A 16,440-nucleotide genomic window follows, 5' to 3' on the forward strand; every position below is an offset into this window, starting at 1 on the left:
GAGTTGAGAGGGAAGAAACGGATTAGGACTATGGTTTTTAAAGTTCAATCGGCTAAACTGCGCTCATACGTTGGTAGCTTGTTACAGCTGCTGCCACTCCATCGTAGATGCAGGGAATGTGTTATGAAAACGTTAGGCGAATTCATCGTCGAGAAGCAACACGACTTTCCACACGCCACAGGTGAACTGACGGCGCTGATTTCTTCCATTAAGCTTGGCGCTAAAATTATCCACCGCGACATCAACAAAGCGGGTCTGGTGGATATTCTGGGTGCCAGCGGCGTGGAAAACGTGCAGGGTGAGCAGCAGATGAAGCTTGATCTGTTTGCCAACGAAAAGCTGAAAGCCGCCCTGAAAGCACGCGGCGTGGTGGCCGGTATCGCGTCGGAAGAAGAAGACGAGTTCGTCATCTTTGAAGGCTCTGAGAATGGCAAATACGTTGTATTAATGGATCCGCTGGACGGTTCTTCAAACATCGACGTTAACGTTTCCGTCGGCACCATTTTCTCTATCTACCATCGCATCAGCGAGCCGGGCACGCCAATCACCGAAGCCGACTTCATGCAGCCGGGCAACAAGCAGGTTGCCGCGGGTTACGTGGTTTACGGTTCTTCGACCATGATGGTTTACACCACCGGCGTGGGCGTGCATGCGTTTACTTACGATCCGTCGCTCGGCGTATTCTGCCTGAGCCACGAGCGCATGACCTTCCCGGAGAAGGGTTACACCTACTCGATCAACGAAGGTAACTACATTCGCTTCCCGCAGGGTGTGAAGAAATACCTGAAGTTCTGTCAGGAAGAAGATATCGCCACCAAGCGCCCGTATACCTCGCGCTACATTGGTTCACTGGTGGCCGATTTCCACCGTAACCTGCTGAAAGGCGGCATCTATCTCTATCCAAGCACCGCCAGCCACCCGAAAGGCAAGCTGCGTCTGCTGTACGAATGCAACCCAATGGCCTTCCTGGCGGAGCAAGCGGGCGGTAAAGCCAGCGATGGTGCCAATCGCATCCTCGACATCCAGCCAGAAACGCTGCATCAGCGCTGCCCGTTCTTCTGCGGCAACGACGCAATGGTAGGCGACGTTGAACGCTTTATCCGTGAATATCCGGACGACCATTCAGCCTAAGTCTTTTCCCGCTGTGCAAAGCCCGCCTCCGTGCGGGCTTTTTGTTGCTGCCTACGAAAGCAGAGACGCGACTACACGGAATTGCGCCATCGAATCCTGCAACTGCTGCGACTGCGCTTCCAGCGATTGGGTGGCAGCGCTGGCTTCTTCGACTAACGCGGCGTTCTGCTGCGCGGCTTCATCCATCTGCGTCACCGCCTGATTCACCTGCTCGATACCGCGACTCTGCTCTTCCGAAGCAATGGAGATCTCTTTCATCAGCGTAGTCACGCGCATCACTTCGCTGGAGATCTCATCCATGGTTTCACCGGCGCGCGTGGCCATATCGCTGCCTTCTTGCACCCGCGTCTGCGATTCTGCGATGAGCTCGCGGATCTCTTTGGCGGCGGTGGCGCTACGACCAGCCAACGTGCGCACTTCATTAGCGACCACAGCAAAACCGCGCCCTTGTTCACCGGCACGCGCGGCTTCAACCGCAGCGTTCAGTGCCAGGATGTTGGTCTGGAAGGCAATGCCATCAATCACGCTGAGGATGTCGCCAATGCGATTGGCGCTTTGGGTGATCTCCTGCATCTTCTCCATCACGTAGCCAACCACTTCGGCACCGCGATCGGCACTGTCGGAGACATTGCTGGCGAGCTGATTGGCCTCTTTGGCGTTGCTGGCATTGAGACGCACGGTGGCGGTGAGCTGTTCCATGCTGGCCGCGGTTTGCTCCAGCGAAGCGGCGGACTCTTCGGTACGCTGCGAGAGATGCACGGTGCCCGCCGCTAACTCGCGGCTTCCCACGTCAATCTGCAAGCTGGCTTCGCGCACCTGACTGACCGAACTGCTGAGCGCCAGCTGCATATTCGCCAGCGCCTGATTGAGACGGCCTAATTCACTCTTTCCGGCTGCGGGCAGCGGCTGGGATAAATCGCCGGCCGCAATTTGCTCCAGATGCACAATCGCGCCATCAAGTGGACGCAGCAGCAGACGACGCAGCAGTTGCCAGGCAATGACGATCAGCAATAGCGTCAACGCCATCGCCACGCCAATCATGATTTTCATCTGCCACTCATTGTGTGCAGCTTGCGCCAGACGTGTAGCTGAGACTTCATCAGCATAAACGGCAAAATCATGCACGGCTTTCGCGTAGTTGCTTGCCAGCGTTGAGAGGTTGCCTTCCAAAACCTGGTAATATTCGTCGGTATACTGCTTTTGTAACGCATCCATCATCGGCACGATAGCGCCCTTATGATAGGCAGCGAACGAAGTAGCCACGGCATCGGCGAGGATTTTACCCTGAGCCGTTACCGTTCCGGCATCAATAAAGGCTTTCAGATGACGCTGGGAGCTGGTGACATCCTCCTCAGCTTGTTTGGTGACGCTGGCGCCATCCTCCAGTAATCCGATTTCGATTTTGCGCACGGCCAATGCGGCGCTGCCACGCGCGCGCATGAGATCGGCGTTGCTTTGGTACAAACTGTTCAGTTCGATTCCCTGAATGCGGTTAATAGCATCCAGTGATTGATTGCCTGCGTTGATGGCAGAGATGCCCATCGCGCTGACTGCCAGCAGCAGCAGCGTCATAAAAGCCAAAAGCGTGAGTAATGCAGTACGAATTGATAGCTGTTTGAACATGATTATCCCCGTTTGCAAGAAAAGGCAGAAATCCGCTGGCCCTAAAACGGAAAGATTATCGGCAGTTGATCGCGGAAACTTTATCCATTGTTGATGGTCAACTGGCTGACGATCATCCAGACTTCACTTTTACTGAACTCTGCCCCCGCAAAATTTAAGGAATGAAACGATGAAAAAATGGCTCCCGATGGCGTGTTTGTTGGTCAGTGGTTTTGCGGCAGCGCAACAAAACCCTATCGATCAGCAGCTCGATCAGTGTCTGAATAAGGAATCCAGCACCGCCGGCATGTCTCAATGCTACGGCACCGCTAATAAAGCCTGGGATAAAGAGATGAACGCGCAGTACACCCAAGCAATGAAAAAATTAACCGGCGCGCCTAAAGACAAATTGCGCAGCGCCCAGCGCGCGTGGCTGACCTATCGAGACAGTTGGCTGGATGCCAGCCGCAGCTATTTTGTTAGCAGCCAGGGCACGATGGCCGCGCTGTCAGTTGGTGCGCAGGGCGTCAGTCTGGTGCGTAATCAGGCGCTGATGTTGCAATCAATTAACAAAGGCAGTTGCGCCAACCCCGACGATTGTTGATTAATGTAAGCGTTTAATACGCTTAGCGCTGGCATCGGCCAGCGCGCCCATTAATCTGCAGGGAGAAACCATGGCTGCTTATGCCTCCACCATCATTCTTGTTTGCCTCGCCGTCCTCAGCTATTTCGTTCATAACAGCGCCGTTACCATCTCGATTCTGATCCTGCTGGCGATCAAGCTCACCCCGCTGTCGCAATTCTTTCCCTATGTGGAAAAACAGGGCATTCAGATTGGCATCATCATCCTCACCGTTGCGGTGATGGCGCCGCTGGCCAGCGGTACGCTGCCGGCTTCTTCGCTGTTGAAATCGTTCGCCAACTGGCAATCGATTATCGCGATTGTGGTGGGGATTTTCGTTGCCTGGCTGGGCGGACGCGGCGTGAACTTTATGAGCGTGCAGCCGTCGGTGATTGGTGGGCTGTTGATTGGTACGGTGATTGGCGTGGCCTTCTTCCGTGGTGTGCCGGTTGGGCCACTGATTGCGGCGGGGATCGTCTCGCTGTTTGTCACGGCGAAGTAGCGGGTTGGAGCATTCCGAAACGCCAAAAAGGGGGCATACTTTCAGAGTCAGTTGGCTATAATAGCCGTCACTCAACATATGACTAATGAAGGAAAGCCAGATGAGTTTGAACCAGGTGCCTGCAGGTAAAGAGTTGCCAGAAGATATCTACGTTGTCATTGAGATCCCGGCTAACGCCGATCCGATCAAATATGAAGTCGACAAAGAGTCTGGCGCCCTGTTTGTAGACCGTTTCATGTCTACCGCCATGTTCTATCCGTGCAACTACGGCTACATCAACCATACCCTGTCTCTGGATGGTGACCCGGTTGACGTGCTGGTGCCAACCCCTTATCCGCTGGTGCCGGGCTCAGTGATCCGCTGCCGTCCCGTTGGCGTGCTGAAAATGACCGACGAGTCTGGCGAAGATGCCAAACTGGTTGCGGTGCCGCACACCAAGCTGAGCAAAGAGTACGATCACATCAAAGATGTGAACGACCTGCCAGAACTGCTGAAAGCGCAGATCACCCACTTCTTCGAGCACTACAAAGATCTGGAAAAAGGCAAATGGGTGAAGGTTGATGGCTGGGACAACGCAGAAGCGGCCAAAGCTGAAATCATCGCCTCTTACGAGCGTGCGCAGAAGAAATAAGATTCTTTTCTGCCACGCATAAAAAAACACCGTCCAATGGACGGTGTTTTTATTTATGCCTCTGTTTCGCCATCTCGCCTTAACCAGTCACCGCTCGCGATATGCGTGCGACCCGCGACTGAACGCTGATAGACATACAGCCAGGCACTGCCGTAAGGCGTCTGAATAAGCTGGCGTTTGTATTCGCCATTTTTGGTGCGCAAGGCATCCAGTTCGCCGAGCGTGCTGGCGTCAATGCGATACACCTCGCAATAAACGCTGCCTTCTCCTTCCACCACGCCCGGATAGTGACCCAGATTGTAGAGATCAAACCCCACAATCTGATGGTCGCCGAGCCACTGCGCATTCGTCATCCAATGACTGTTTCCCTGTTTGCGCCGTAAACTGCCATAGACAATTATTCGCATTGCTAAAACTCAAACTGATAGAGCAGATCCAGTGCCTGATCGAGACCCGACACGGCTTCTAAATAGAGTTTGGGCATCAGGCGATAACGCAAGGTTAAGGTCGCCAGTGAATCAAATATGCCAACACCGTATTTTACTTGTAGACCCGGCAACACGTAACCACTCACCTGCACCTGCTGGCTATCGCCTACGCCAGCGGTATCAACCGCGAGATTACTGACACCGAAGGTCTCGCCGATTTTACCCACAACCTGACCACTTTGCGCAACCCCCAATCCCACCAGCGCGGAAGTTAATGCGTTGCTGTCGCCATCGCTGTTGAGTCCCTGACCACGTAACAGGTAAGAAAGCGCCTCTTGCTGTGACATCGCCGGATCGGAGAACACTTCCACTTTCGGCTCATCCGCCAGCCCGGTTACCCGTAATCCGGCGGTGACATCATCTTCAGTGGCCTCAGGATTACGGATCGCCTCGAGATTGACGTAAGGCTGGTCCGGCGGTCCGGCGAATTGCAGCTCACCTTTACGCACCAGCAGATCCTGACCATAAGCGTGGAAGCGGCCGGATGGGATGTTGATCTGGCCATTCAAGCCGAGGCCGTTTTTATCCTGCACCAGTTTGAGATCGCCATTCAGCCTGGCTTTTAGGCCAAATGCCGAGAGCCGCACATCATTACCGACGTGGATCACCAGATTGCTGTTGATCGGAATCGCCGCCGTTTTCGGCTGAATCGGCTTGAGATTTTGATCCAGCATCACTTCATCAGAGGAGACGCCGGTGGCGCTTTCCGGCACTTCCTGCACGGTAATGCGCGCCCACGGAATATCCACTTTGCCGTCAAGGCTGAACGCGGCCGGCGTGGCTGCAAACACCAGATCCGGCGAGACATCCATGCGCACCATTGGCGGCACGGTAACGCGGATACGGCTACCTTGCGCCGCCACGCGCGCGCGCCAGTTATCCAGCTGGCTCCAGTCGGCGTTGCCGCTCAGGTTAAGATTGCCCTGCGCCGTCTGAATCATGCCGTTGAGCGTTGAGCTCATGCCGTTGAACACCATGTTAAGGTTGGCGGCGGTGAGATCGACCGGCATAAAGCTGCCGTCGACATCCACATCGCTCAGCCCCAACTGACCAAACACCTGCGGCTGCTGCAACGTGCCGCCAAGGCGCAGGTTGCTGTTCAGGTTGCCTTTAATCTTCTCGCCCTGCATCAGCGCCGGATTCAGCATCGCCAGCGAAATATTGCTGATGCCGATGTTGCCCGACAGCTGACGCCGATTCTCAGGATCGGCGATCTGCACATTGCCGCTCAGTTGGCCGTTGTTGACGATATGGATCAACCAATCAAGCTGTGCGCGACCGTTACGCAGCGCCGCATTCAGGTTCAGCGTGTCGAAGGCGATAGGCAAACTGTTGCCCTGCACGTCTTGCTCCACTTTCACGCCGCTGCCTTTCAGCGCTAAGGTGCCGGTTGGCAGCGCGCCGTCGGCGGTCCAGTTAACGCGCGCATCACCACTGAACACGCCGTTCAGTTTGGTGGCATCGGTGAGGAACGGTTTGATCATCGCCAAATCGAAGCGATTGAGCACCACATGCGCATGTCCGCTGGCACCGGCTTCAATCGGTTCCGGTACGCACAGCTGCGCGTTCGGGTTCTGCCAGCAGTGCGGCCCAATGGTGGCGGTCTGCTTGCTGTTGAGGTAATCAATCGCCATCGCCCGCGTCAGTCGCCATTCGCCTACCGGCGTGTCGAAACGCGTGTTGTTGAGATTGCCCTGCCAGCGCTCGGTTTTGCGATCAAAGCTGCCGTTCAGCGCCAGCTGACCGGAAACCGGTTCGCCCTGTACCTCGAGCCTCAGCTGATGCTGCTTTTCGTTGCCGTCGGCGTTCAGCGTTAACAGGTTCACTTTCAGCGCGTCCTGCTGCAGCTGTTCCACGCGCAGTTGCAGCTTACCGGCGATCTGATCGCTGGATTTCACATCGCCCTGTAACGCCACGCGACGGATCTGCAACTGCTGCCAGCGCAAACCGGTAGCCGTGAGATCGGCCAGCAGCTGCGGCGCTTGTAAGGTGCCGCGTGCTTTGATGGTGCCTTTGGCGACGCCGCCCAGGCCCGGCAGCGCGTTATCCAGCTTTGGCGCATCAATGCTGGCGTCGAGATTGAGCGTGTCGCCCAGCTCGCCCTTCACGTCCAGATGGTTGCGACCCAGCGCAATGTTAAGGCCGGGCACTTTCCACTGGTTATAGCTGTTGCCAGTCAACGTACCTTTGGCGCTCACCGCGTTCTGCTTAACATTTCCTTTCAGCTCCAGCTGCGGCACGCTGAGCTGCCAGGTTCCGCCGTACAAGCTGCCGCGCGTGGCAATTTTGCCCTCCAGCTTCGCTGGCCAATCCGGATACTGTTTGGCGGTGTTGATGCCGGACAGCGTCAATTCGCTGCGCCAGCTGATGGCTTTGCTCCAGTCCACCAGCGCCGTCAGATCGATATTGCCCTGCAGTACCGCCACGCGCAGCTTATCAAGATTGAACTGCTGCTCGTTGCCTTTGCCGTCCAGCGCAATACTGGCAGGCGGCACGCCTTCGCCTTTCACCGCAGTGCGCAGCGACATCACGTAATCGGTGGCTTTGCCTTTGAACTGATAATCGAGATTATCCGCCTGATACTGCACCGCGCCGGTGAGCGGCCAGCGCAGCTGCGGGCTGTTGAGTTTTAGCGCCAGCGGCAAACCAGCGACCGCAGGCTGCGTGGTCGCATCCAGCTGCGCACGCACCGGACCGGAAAGATTCAGCCCGAGCTTCAGCTCGTCACGCATCGCGCCTGCAAGGTTCATTTTGATCTTCTCGCCCTTAATTGGGTCGAGATTGAGCGTGCCGTTCAGCGCAAAATTCACCGGCCAGTTATCGGCCAACGTTGCTTCACCGCTGGCGTTCACCTGCCCTTGCGGCGAATCGACATCGAAGGTTTCTAACTGCAGATGACGATCGGCGGTTTTGGCTTTTAACAGCAGACGCGTGATTGAGATGTCGGTATCGCCGGTGATGCGCAGCTGTTCGCCCAACAGTTCCTGCACGGTGATATCCAGCGGCAGCTGGAAGTCCGGCATCTCTGGTAATAGCGGCTTAGCGAACATCGCCTGCAGCGTTTCGCCCAGCGGCTGTTCATCCGGCTGCGGCTGCTGCACTTTTGGCTGCACCACCTGCTCATCCACCACTTTGGCCGCTTTCGGCAGCGCGATCAGCAGGCTTTGGATATGGGTTGGCGTCAGCGTCAGTGCGCGATCCTGCCACTGCAGGCCGCTGGTAAAGTCGAGCAGGGAAATTGCGGTGTCATCCACTTTTACGTTGATGTTATGCAGGCCGACTTTGCTGAGCGTGATTGGATACGGCGTGCTGAGATTGGTGCTGCCGCTCTCCTCTTCCGGCGGCGGGGCGCTGGCCGGTGCCATTTTTTTGCTATCGACCACCACGCTGACATCCTGCAGCGCGATGTCATTGACACACACCGACGAATGCAGCAGGCAGTTGAGATTCAGCGCCAGGTGGAAACGTCCGGCATCCACACTGACGCCCGGCATTTCATACTTCACGCCGCTTAGCGTTAGATCGCGCCAGCCACCTTCCACCTGTTTGATCGACAAACCTGGCACCCAGCGATCGGCGCCTTTCAGCAGCAGATGCAAACCCGGCGTGGTGCCCACCAGAAACGCGATGCTGCCCAACAGCAGCACCAGAAAAATACCGATGCCAATCAGGACCTTTTTCCACAGCTTCATAGTTCAGGCCCCAATCCTACATAAAATTGCAATCCATGCTCCTTGTCGTCGCCAATCGGCCGCGCGATATCAAACTTGATCGGCCCGACCGGAGAAGACCAGCGCACGCCGAAGCCGGCGCCGGTTTTCAGGTTGCTCTGCTTGATGTCGTTGACCGCTTCACCGGAATCGACGAACACCGCGCCCCACCATTTGCCGGTCACGTTGTATTGATATTCAAGCGAGCCGGTGGCCATTTTCGAGGCGCCGGTCAGCTTGCCGTTATCATCACGTGGCGATACGTCTTTATATTTGTAGCCGCGAATACTGCGATCGCCACCGGCGAAGAAGCGCAGATCCGGCGGCACTTTGTCGAAGTCGTTGGTTTCGATCCAGCCCACATTGCCGCGCGCCACAAAGCGATGCTTATCGGCGAGCGTGCGAATCCAGACGTTTTGCGCCTGCATGATGACGAAATCAACGTCCGAACCCCATGTGGTATCCGACACGTCCACCGAGTAGCGCTGCGAATCACCCCACGTCGGCATCAGACCGCCGCGCGAACGGGTGCGGTTCAGGCTAACGCCCGGATAGAGCAGCATAGTGGTGTTGGTCACGCTGGCCTGGGTAAAGTGATCGAGGCTCCAGCGCAGGTTGATTGCCTTCTGCCAGCCGCTGCTGCTGTCCCAGTTTCGCGACATCGCCAGCGTGGTGGTATCGGCTTTGGTGTCGTTGAGATCGGTACGCTTCACACCGCCGGAGAAGGTGTAATACTGCTCCAGCGGACTTTTCAGCAGCGGGACTTTGTAGCTGAGATCGAGCTGCTGCTCCGGCGCAGAAACGTAGGCGCTGGCGGCCAGGCTGTGGCCGCTGCTGTTAATCCACGGTTTTTTCCACGTGCCTTTAATGCGCGGCCCGACATCGGTGGAGTAACCGACGCCGGTTTCAATGGTGTTCTCCACGCGTGGCGATACCACCGCATTCAGCGGCAGCACTTTGCTTTGACGGCCTTTATCAAACTCAGGCGCGACCACCACCGAGTTGAACCAGCCGGTCGCCGACAAGCGGCGGTTAAGTTCGGCCAGATCGCGCGAGCTGTAGTAATCGCCCTTTTTGAACGGCACCAGATTTTGCAGATAGGCTTCGTCGATTTGCGAGCCCTGGAAACCGACATCACCGAAACGGTAGCGCGGGCCGCTATCGTAATTGATGTCCCAGAAGGCTTCGCGCCGTTCAACCGAAACGCCAAGCTGGCTTTGCTTAAAGTCACCGTCGAAGTAACCATTACGCAATGCCAGGCTGGAGAAGCCGTTTTTAAATTTGTCATAGGCGCCGTGATTCAGCTGTGTACCGACTTTCGGCGTGCCCTGTTTGACCCAGGCTTGGTAATCCTTGTCGGTGCGGGCTTCACCTTCGATCACAATGGTGCTGCCGCCGATCTTGACCGGTTCGCCGGGCTTAACGTGTGCGATCAATACCGGACGACCACCTTGCGGCGGTGCCGGGCGCGATTCAAAATCGATCTCCGGTTCGTAATAACCCAGTGCCCGCAGGCCTTCTTTGATCGCTTCCGCAACGCGCGCGCGGAAACGGCCGTCGTTCGACACCTCGTCACTGCCGATGGTGGACAAGCGTGCCCTGACGTTCTTTTGCAAATCCCCGCTAAGACCGTCCAGCTGCAAGCGCACTTTGGCTGCCTCAACGGCAGGTGCAGCAAGCAACAGGCTGGCCAACCAATAAATATGAAATCGTGGCACACGTACTCCTGTTAATAATGCCGGCCCCTATTCCGCAGGGGCATTTATTCTCTGGAAGGGTATCACCAGCGCGCGTTTACCCATCAGCATAGCCGCTCTTTTCCCCCTACTGGCGCAAATTTAGCGACTAAGCCAAATTGTGACCTATTGTGGGTAAATGTGCTAAACGATACAACAACCAAGGCGATTCTTGAGCTCGCGAATGACGCTCACTCAGATTAATCCGACCCCCTGATGCGCGCCTATAGCGGCATGATAAGCGCTGCTGCTATAATCAGCGACCAGCAGGCCTCGCCTGCACCCTTTCTGCCCCGACGTTAACCTTATCTTGTCGAAATGGCGCAGACATTTTTGGCACGGATAGCCTGTTTGACTGGCAAGTACCGGACGTACGCCCATTCCCGCGCTGCCCAGGCCAAAAATGACAAGTGATTAACCCAACGGACCTTTTATGCTCGATAGCTTGCTTGTCATTCTTTTACTGATCGTCATCAGTTCATTTTTCTCCCTTTCGGAGATCTCGCTGGCCGCCGCCCGTAAGATCAAACTGAAGCTGCTGGCTGACGAAGGCAATATCAATGCCCAGCGCGTGCTGAAGATGCAGGAACAACCTGGCATGTTCTTCACCGTAGTGCAGATTGGCCTGAATGCCGTGGCGATCCTCGGCGGTATCGTCGGCGATGCGGCGTTTTCGCCCGCCTTTAATAGCTTATTCAGCCGCATCATGGCACCCGAATTGGCTGAACAGCTCAGTTTTATCTGCTCCTTCACCATCGTGACCAGCCTGTTCATTCTGTTTGCTGACCTGACGCCAAAACGCGTCGGCATGATTGCACCGGAAGCCGTAGCGCTGCGCATTATCAACCCGATGCGCTTCTGCCTGGTGGTGCTGCGTCCGCTGGTGTGGCTGTTCAACGGCCTGGCGAACGTCTTCTTCCGTCTGTTCAAACTGCCGATGGTGCGTAAAGACGACATCACCTCCGACGATATCTATGCGGTGGTGGAAGCCGGTGCGCTGGCGGGTGTGCTGCGTAAGCAGGAACATGAGCTGATTGAGAACGTGTTTGAGCTGGAATCGCGTACCGTGCCGTCATCAATGACCTCGCGCGAGAACGTGGTGTGGTTCGATTTGCACGAAGATGAAACCACGCTGAAAACCAAAATCGCCCAGCATCCGCACTCGAAATTCATCGTCTGCGATGGCGATATCGACCACATCGTCGGCTATGTCGATTCCAAAGAGCTGCTGCTGCGTGTACTCGGCAATCAAAGCCTGACGCTGAACAGCGGCGTACAGATTCGTTCAGCGCTGATTGTGCCGGATACGCTGACGCTTTCTGAAGCGTTGGAAAGCTTCAAAACCGCTGGTGAAGACTTCGCGGTGATCATGAACGAATACGCACTGGTGGTGGGCATCATTACGCTGAATGATGTGATGACCACGTTGATGGGCGATTTGGTGGGTCAAGGTCAGGAAGAGCAGATTGTCGCGCGCGATGAGAACTCATGGCTGGTCGAAGGCGGCACGCCAATTGATGACGTGATGCGCGTGCTGGATATCGATGATTTCCCGCAGTCTGGCAATTATGAAACCATCGGCGGCTTCATGATGTACATGCTGCGCAAGATTCCGAAGCGTACCGACTTTGTGAAGTTTTCCGGCTACAAGTTTGAAGTGGTGGATATTGATAGCTACCGTATCGACCAACTGCTGGTTACGCGTATTGATGAACGCCCGCCGGTGCTGAATGTGAACAAAAATACGGTGGATGAATCTGAGTCGTCCCAGGATCGCAATTGATGGCGACAAGCCAACAACCGCACTAAAAACTGAGGGCGCCATCGGCGCCCTTTCTTATGCTTACTTAGTTGTACTCGGCTTGCAGCCGCAGCACCTGGCGATTGATTTCTGACATCACGCTGAGATGCTGTTTATCTTTGACACGCGGCAACATCACTTTGCCCTTATCAAACTCGAACGCGCCCACGTCCTTGATGTACAACCTTCCTCTAAATAGCGTTTTGACATATTTCGCAATTTGCAGCGGATTATAGCGCTGGAAGATCTTCATGCTGTTTAACTCCTAAAATGTTTAATACGCTCCGTCGTCACCAAATTTGGTACGAACCCGTGAAGCGCAAATGAGGCATAACTATAGAGCATCCTTTCTTAGCCGTGTTCCGAAAAGGTGAATTATTTACTGAATTGACACATCATTACAGAATACTCTGTTATCAGCCTCACTAAACCCAGTATAAACCTTCACTCATTATGGAATTGTGGCATAGGTTGCAAACCTGTTAACTCATTGCGACAGACGCATCATCCACGCCTAATATTGCAGGAACATGAACAACTGGTCGGATCACCAAGGAGAGTAATAAATGCGTTTGAGACACACTGTGATAGCACTGGCACTCTTGCTGCCGGGCCTGGCTGCGGCACATGCCTTCAAACTGGGTGAACGCGTGCCAGCCGTTGGCGTTAACGACAAAGGAGAGCTGGTTTATCAACAAGATGAAGATAAGTTTAGCTACAAATCCTGGAATAGCGCGCAGCTAAGCGGAAAAGTTCGCGTTATCCTGCATATTGCCGGGCGCTCTTCTGCTAAAGAGCAGAATGCGGCGTTAATTGAAGCCATCAAAGCTGCGCATCTGCCGCACGATCGTTATCAAACCACCACTATCGTCAATACCGACGATGCGATTCCGGGCACCGGCATGTTCGTGCGCAGCAGCCTTGAGAGCAACAAGCAGCAGTTTCCATGGTCGCAGTTTATCGTCGATAGCAACGGCAGCGCGCGTCAGGCCTGGCAGTTGGAGAAAGGCGGATCCGCGATTGTGGTGCTGGATAACACCGCACATGTGCGCTACGTCAAAGATGGTCCGCTAACGCAGGACGAAGTGCAGCAGGCGATGAAGTTAATTCATGAGTTGTTGCAGAAGTAAACGGAAGTTGCCGTGGACGGCCAATACGAATGCATCCAGGCATTGCACATTCTTTAGCGGCGCGATTTATTGCGTACTAAATTGCGCCGCTGAAAGCTTAAAACAATGAAACGCGGAAACCGGGATTGAGGAAAGATTCGCGTGGGGTGTAATCGAGGGTTTTCCCCTGCCAGTCATGCACATGCGCACCAGCCGCAATCGCCACCGCATGGCCTGCGCCGGTATCCCAGATGTTAGTGGGCCCGAAGCGCGGATAGAGTTGCGCGCTGCCTTCGGCTACCAGACAGAACTTCAGCGATGAACCAATCGCGGTGGTTTGATGCTCGCCGAGCTGGTGCAAATACTCCTGCAACTCGGTATCGCTCTCAAAATGCGAACGGCTAACCACCACTAACGGTGGACGCGCTTCACGCGCATGAATCTGCGTCTGCTGGCCGTTCTCTTCCTTCCAGGCTTTACCTTCAGCCGCCGAGTACATCACGCCTAGCACGGGCGCATACACCACACCCAATACCGGTTTGCCATTTTCGATCAGCGCAATGTTGACCGTGAACTCGCCGTTGCGCTTGATGAACTCTTTGGTGCCATCCAGCGGATCGACCAGCCAGTATTTCTGCCAGTGCTGACGCACATCCCAGCTCGGGGGATCCTCTTCAGATAGCACCGGCACCCCCGGCGAAAGCGCCGTCAGACCTTGCACAATCACGCGATGCGCCGCGAGATCGGCCGCGGTAACGGGAGAATCATCCGACTTGCGGGTCACGTCAACCGGCTCTGCGCCGTTATAAATCTGCATAATGGCATCGCCCGCATCACGCGCCAGCTGACAAATTTTATCTAACATTCTTTACCTCTTTTCCGCTGATTCTGCCTGTCAGACACCAACCGCCAATCTGTCCTTATTCTAGCAGTTGTCATTCAACAGCCTGCGACTGTGCTGTCTGCTACGGCAATCTATTTGAATATCAATACCATAGTTCATCATCGGCGGCTATGGCGGGATGCTGAATGCGCTTTTAGCGCGGCCCGGCGGGAGATATTGGATGAAAGTCCGAGCTTCATCACAAATTGAAATGATAATTCGTCATGGTTTTACATTATTTTGAGAGGCCCATTGGACCGAACAAGGAGCAAGCGATGTTCAAAGCGAGCATGTCGTTATTGGCACTCTGTATAACTGCCGCCACGGTACAGGCTGCTACCGTGGATCTGCGCATTCTGGAAACCACCGATCTGCACAGCAACATGATGGATTTCGATTATTACAAAGATACGCCGACGGAGAAATTTGGCCTGGTACGCACCGCCACCTTAATTCAGCAGGCCCGCGCGCAAGCGAAGAACAGCGTGTTGGTCGATAACGGCGATATTATTCAGGGCAGTCCGCTGGGCGATTACATGGCGGCGAAAGGGCTAAAACCGGGCGAAGTTCATCCGGTATATAAGGCGATGAATACGCTGGATTACGCGGTCGGAAACCTCGGTAATCATGAGTTCAATTACGGTTTACCTTATCTGCAAAAAGCGCTGGCCGGCGCGCGTTTCCCTTACGTCAACGCCAACATAATCGATGAAAAGAGCGGAAAACCGCTGTTTACGCCCTACTTAATCAAGGAAACCACCGTTACAGACCGTGACGGTAAGCCGCATACGCTGAAAATTGGTTACATCGGCTTCGTTCCCCCGCAGATTATGGTTTGGGATCGCAACAATCTGCAGGGAAAAGTGCGGGTTGATGACATCACTGAAACAGCGAAGCGCTATGTGCCGGAAATGCGCGCAAAAGGTGCTGAAATAATCATCGCTATTCCGCACTCCGGTTTGAGCAGTGAACCCTATCATGCCATGGCCGAAAATTCGGTCTATTACCTCAGCCAGGTTGCTGGCATCAACGCCATCATGTTCGGTCACGCTCACGCGGTGTTCCCGAGCAAAGAGTTTGCGGCAATTAAAGGCGCTGATATCGCCCAAGGCACACTTAACGGTATTCCGGCGGTGATGCCCGGTATGTGGGGCGATCATCTGGGTGTGGTCGATCTGGTGCTGAATAACGAGGGCGGAAAATGGCAGGTTGCGCAGGGCAAAGCCGAGGCACGTCCAATTTATGACAGCGCGGCGAAAAAATCGCTGGCTGCCGAAGATGCCGATCTGGTGAAAGTGCTGGAGCAGGATCACCGCGCCACACGCGATTTTGTTGCCAAACCGATCGGTAAATCCGCCGACGTGATGTACAGCTACTTGTCGCTGGTGCAGGACGATCCCACGGTGCAGATCGTTAACAACGCGCAGCGCGCTTACGTCGAGCACTTTATTCAGGGCGATCCTGATCTTGGCCGCTTGCCGGTGCTCTCCGCCGCCGCGCCGTTTAAAGCTGGCGGCCGCAAAAACGATCCCGCCAGCTATGTCGAAGTGGAGAAAGGTAACCTCACTTTCCGTAACGCCGCCGATCTCTATCTCTATCCCAATACGCTGGTGGTGATGAAAGTCAGCGGCGCACAGGTGAAAGAGTGGCTGGAGTGTTCAGCCGCGCAGTTTAATCAAATCGATCCGCACAGCAGCAAACCGCAAGCGCTGATTAACTGGGATTTCCGTACCTATAACTTTGATGTGATCGATGGCGTGCAGTATCAAATCGATGTCACGCAGCCGGCGCGCTATGACGCAGAGTGCTCGCTGATTAACAAGGGGGCTTCGCGCATTAAGGATCTCAGCTGGCAAGGCAAACCTATTGATCCTCAGGCCAGTTTCCTGGTCGCCACCAATAACTATCGCGCTTATGGCGGCAAGTTTGCCGGCACCGGCGATAAGTATGTCGCCTTCGCGTCGCCGGATGAGAATCGCTCGGTGGTTGCCGCTTATATCAGCAGCGAAACCAAAGCGCATGGCGAAGTGAAACCGCAGGCCGATCACAACTGGCGTTTAGCGCCGATTAACAGCAGCACGCCGCTGGATATCCGTTTTGAGACCGCGCCCGGCGCGAAAGCAACGAAGTTTATCGAGCAGCACGCCGATTACCCGATGAAAGCAGTGGGCAGCGATGAGATAGGTTTTGCGTTGTGGCAGGTGGATTTGCAGAAGAAATAGTTG

13 protein-coding genes are annotated in these 16,440 nt (G+C 55.0%); 7 read left to right on the plus strand and 6 right to left on the minus strand.

Going from position 1 to position 16,440, the window contains the following annotated elements; translation table 11 throughout:
* Window positions 1-123: 123 nt before the first annotated feature.
* Window positions 124-1,131, plus strand: coding sequence for a class 1 fructose-bisphosphatase (gene fbp, locus KVT28_RS19750; RefSeq protein WP_008103565.1), 1,008 nt, complete (start codon window positions 124-126; stop codon window positions 1,129-1,131).
* A gap of 51 nt (window positions 1,132-1,182) precedes the next feature.
* Here fbp and KVT28_RS19755 read toward each other — a convergent pair whose 3' ends face one another.
* Window positions 1,183-2,754, minus strand: a complete 1,572-nt coding sequence (locus KVT28_RS19755) for a methyl-accepting chemotaxis protein (protein WP_217549759.1) — start codon at window positions 2,752-2,754, stop codon at window positions 1,183-1,185.
* 169 nt (window positions 2,755-2,923) lie between these two features.
* Here KVT28_RS19755 and KVT28_RS19760 point away from each other — a divergent pair, with 169 nt between their 5' ends.
* The 3 genes from KVT28_RS19760 to ppa all read left to right on the plus strand — a co-directional run bounded on the left by KVT28_RS19760 (window position 2,924) and on the right by ppa (window position 4,488).
* Complete coding sequence (locus KVT28_RS19760) at window positions 2,924-3,337, plus strand: lysozyme inhibitor LprI family protein (RefSeq protein WP_101762885.1); 414 nt, start codon at window positions 2,924-2,926, stop codon at window positions 3,335-3,337.
* A gap of 70 nt (window positions 3,338-3,407) precedes the next feature.
* Window positions 3,408-3,857, plus strand: a complete 450-nt coding sequence (locus KVT28_RS19765) for a DUF441 domain-containing protein (protein ID WP_064738397.1) — start codon at window positions 3,408-3,410, stop codon at window positions 3,855-3,857.
* A gap of 100 nt (window positions 3,858-3,957) precedes the next feature.
* Window positions 3,958-4,488, plus strand: coding sequence for an inorganic diphosphatase (ppa, locus tag KVT28_RS19770; protein WP_007892166.1), 531 nt, complete (start codon window positions 3,958-3,960; stop codon window positions 4,486-4,488).
* A 53-nt stretch (window positions 4,489-4,541) separates the two neighbouring features.
* Here the strand turns inward: ppa and KVT28_RS19775 are convergent, their stop codons facing one another.
* The 3 genes from KVT28_RS19775 to KVT28_RS19785 are packed head-to-tail and all read right to left on the minus strand — an operon-like array spanning window position 4,542 to window position 10,404.
* Window positions 4,542-4,895, minus strand: a complete 354-nt coding sequence (locus tag KVT28_RS19775) for a gamma-glutamylcyclotransferase (RefSeq protein WP_101762883.1) — start codon at window positions 4,893-4,895, stop codon at window positions 4,542-4,544.
* Window positions 4,896-4,897: 2 nt separating this feature from the next.
* Window positions 4,898-8,668: a translocation/assembly module TamB domain-containing protein gene (locus KVT28_RS19780; protein WP_217549761.1), complete on the minus strand. Its 3,771-nt coding sequence runs from the start codon at window positions 8,666-8,668 to the stop codon at window positions 4,898-4,900.
* Window positions 8,665-10,404, minus strand: coding sequence for an autotransporter assembly complex family protein (locus KVT28_RS19785; protein ID WP_101762881.1), 1,740 nt, complete (start codon window positions 10,402-10,404; stop codon window positions 8,665-8,667). Before KVT28_RS19785 ends, KVT28_RS19780 begins: the two co-directional genes overlap by 4 nt.
* 451 nt (window positions 10,405-10,855) lie before the next feature.
* On the opposite strand from KVT28_RS19785, the gene KVT28_RS19790 reads away from it, so the two are divergent.
* Window positions 10,856-12,205: a hemolysin family protein gene (locus KVT28_RS19790; protein WP_101762880.1), complete on the plus strand. Its 1,350-nt coding sequence runs from the start codon at window positions 10,856-10,858 to the stop codon at window positions 12,203-12,205.
* A gap of 64 nt (window positions 12,206-12,269) precedes the next feature.
* Here the strand turns inward: KVT28_RS19790 and KVT28_RS19795 are convergent, their stop codons facing one another.
* Window positions 12,270-12,476 (minus strand): DUF1107 domain-containing protein, encoded by a 207-nt coding sequence (locus KVT28_RS19795; RefSeq protein ID WP_007892150.1) that lies wholly within the window; start codon window positions 12,474-12,476, stop codon window positions 12,270-12,272.
* Between the two features lie 313 nt (window positions 12,477-12,789).
* On the opposite strand from KVT28_RS19795, the gene KVT28_RS19800 reads away from it, so the two are divergent.
* Window positions 12,790-13,353 carry a YtfJ family protein gene (locus tag KVT28_RS19800; RefSeq protein WP_101762879.1) on the plus strand — a complete coding sequence of 188 codons (564 nt, stop codon included), beginning with the start codon at window positions 12,790-12,792 and terminating at the stop codon, window positions 13,351-13,353.
* 97 nt (window positions 13,354-13,450) lie between these two features.
* On the opposite strand, the gene cysQ is transcribed toward KVT28_RS19800, so the two are convergent.
* A complete protein-coding gene (gene cysQ, locus KVT28_RS19805; RefSeq protein ID WP_217549763.1) occupies window positions 13,451-14,197 on the minus strand; it encodes a 3'(2'),5'-bisphosphate nucleotidase CysQ in 747 nt (248 codons plus the stop codon).
* A 293-nt stretch (window positions 14,198-14,490) separates the two neighbouring features.
* Between cysQ and KVT28_RS19810 the strand changes: the two genes are divergently transcribed.
* On the plus strand, window positions 14,491-16,437 hold the full coding sequence (locus KVT28_RS19810; protein ID WP_210081727.1) for a bifunctional 2',3'-cyclic-nucleotide 2'-phosphodiesterase/3'-nucleotidase: 1,947 nt from the start codon (window positions 14,491-14,493) through the stop codon (window positions 16,435-16,437).
* The last annotated feature ends 3 nt before the right edge of the window (window positions 16,438-16,440 follow it).

It is taken from the genome of Pantoea sp. GbtcB22, from assembly GCF_019091025.1.
GTDB lineage: Bacteria > Pseudomonadota > Gammaproteobacteria > Enterobacterales > Enterobacteriaceae > Pantoea > Pantoea leporis.

What these genes read in the sequence shown, in the direction of transcription:
- ppa (WP_007892166.1), top strand. Translation starts at nt 3,958, where the DNA reads ATGAGTTTGAACCAGGTGCCTGCAGGTAAAGAGTTGCCAGAAGATATC.
- KVT28_RS19775 (WP_101762883.1), bottom strand. Translation starts at nt 4,895, where the DNA reads ATGCGAATAATTGTCTATGGCAGTTTACGGCGCAAACAGGGAAACAGT.
- fbp (WP_008103565.1), top strand. Translation starts at nt 124, where the DNA reads ATGAAAACGTTAGGCGAATTCATCGTCGAGAAGCAACACGACTTTCCA.
- KVT28_RS19790 (WP_101762880.1), top strand. Translation starts at nt 10,856, where the DNA reads ATGCTCGATAGCTTGCTTGTCATTCTTTTACTGATCGTCATCAGTTCA.
- KVT28_RS19760 (WP_101762885.1), top strand. Translation starts at nt 2,924, where the DNA reads ATGAAAAAATGGCTCCCGATGGCGTGTTTGTTGGTCAGTGGTTTTGCG.
- KVT28_RS19800 (WP_101762879.1), top strand. Translation starts at nt 12,790, where the DNA reads ATGCGTTTGAGACACACTGTGATAGCACTGGCACTCTTGCTGCCGGGC.
- KVT28_RS19765 (WP_064738397.1), top strand. Translation starts at nt 3,408, where the DNA reads ATGGCTGCTTATGCCTCCACCATCATTCTTGTTTGCCTCGCCGTCCTC.
- KVT28_RS19810 (WP_210081727.1), top strand. Translation starts at nt 14,491, where the DNA reads ATGTTCAAAGCGAGCATGTCGTTATTGGCACTCTGTATAACTGCCGCC.
- KVT28_RS19755 (WP_217549759.1), bottom strand. Translation starts at nt 2,754, where the DNA reads ATGTTCAAACAGCTATCAATTCGTACTGCATTACTCACGCTTTTGGCT.
- cysQ (WP_217549763.1), bottom strand. Translation starts at nt 14,197, where the DNA reads ATGTTAGATAAAATTTGTCAGCTGGCGCGTGATGCGGGCGATGCCATT.
- KVT28_RS19795 (WP_007892150.1), bottom strand. Translation starts at nt 12,476, where the DNA reads ATGAAGATCTTCCAGCGCTATAATCCGCTGCAAATTGCGAAATATGTC.
- KVT28_RS19780 (WP_217549761.1), bottom strand. Translation starts at nt 8,668, where the DNA reads ATGAAGCTGTGGAAAAAGGTCCTGATTGGCATCGGTATTTTTCTGGTG.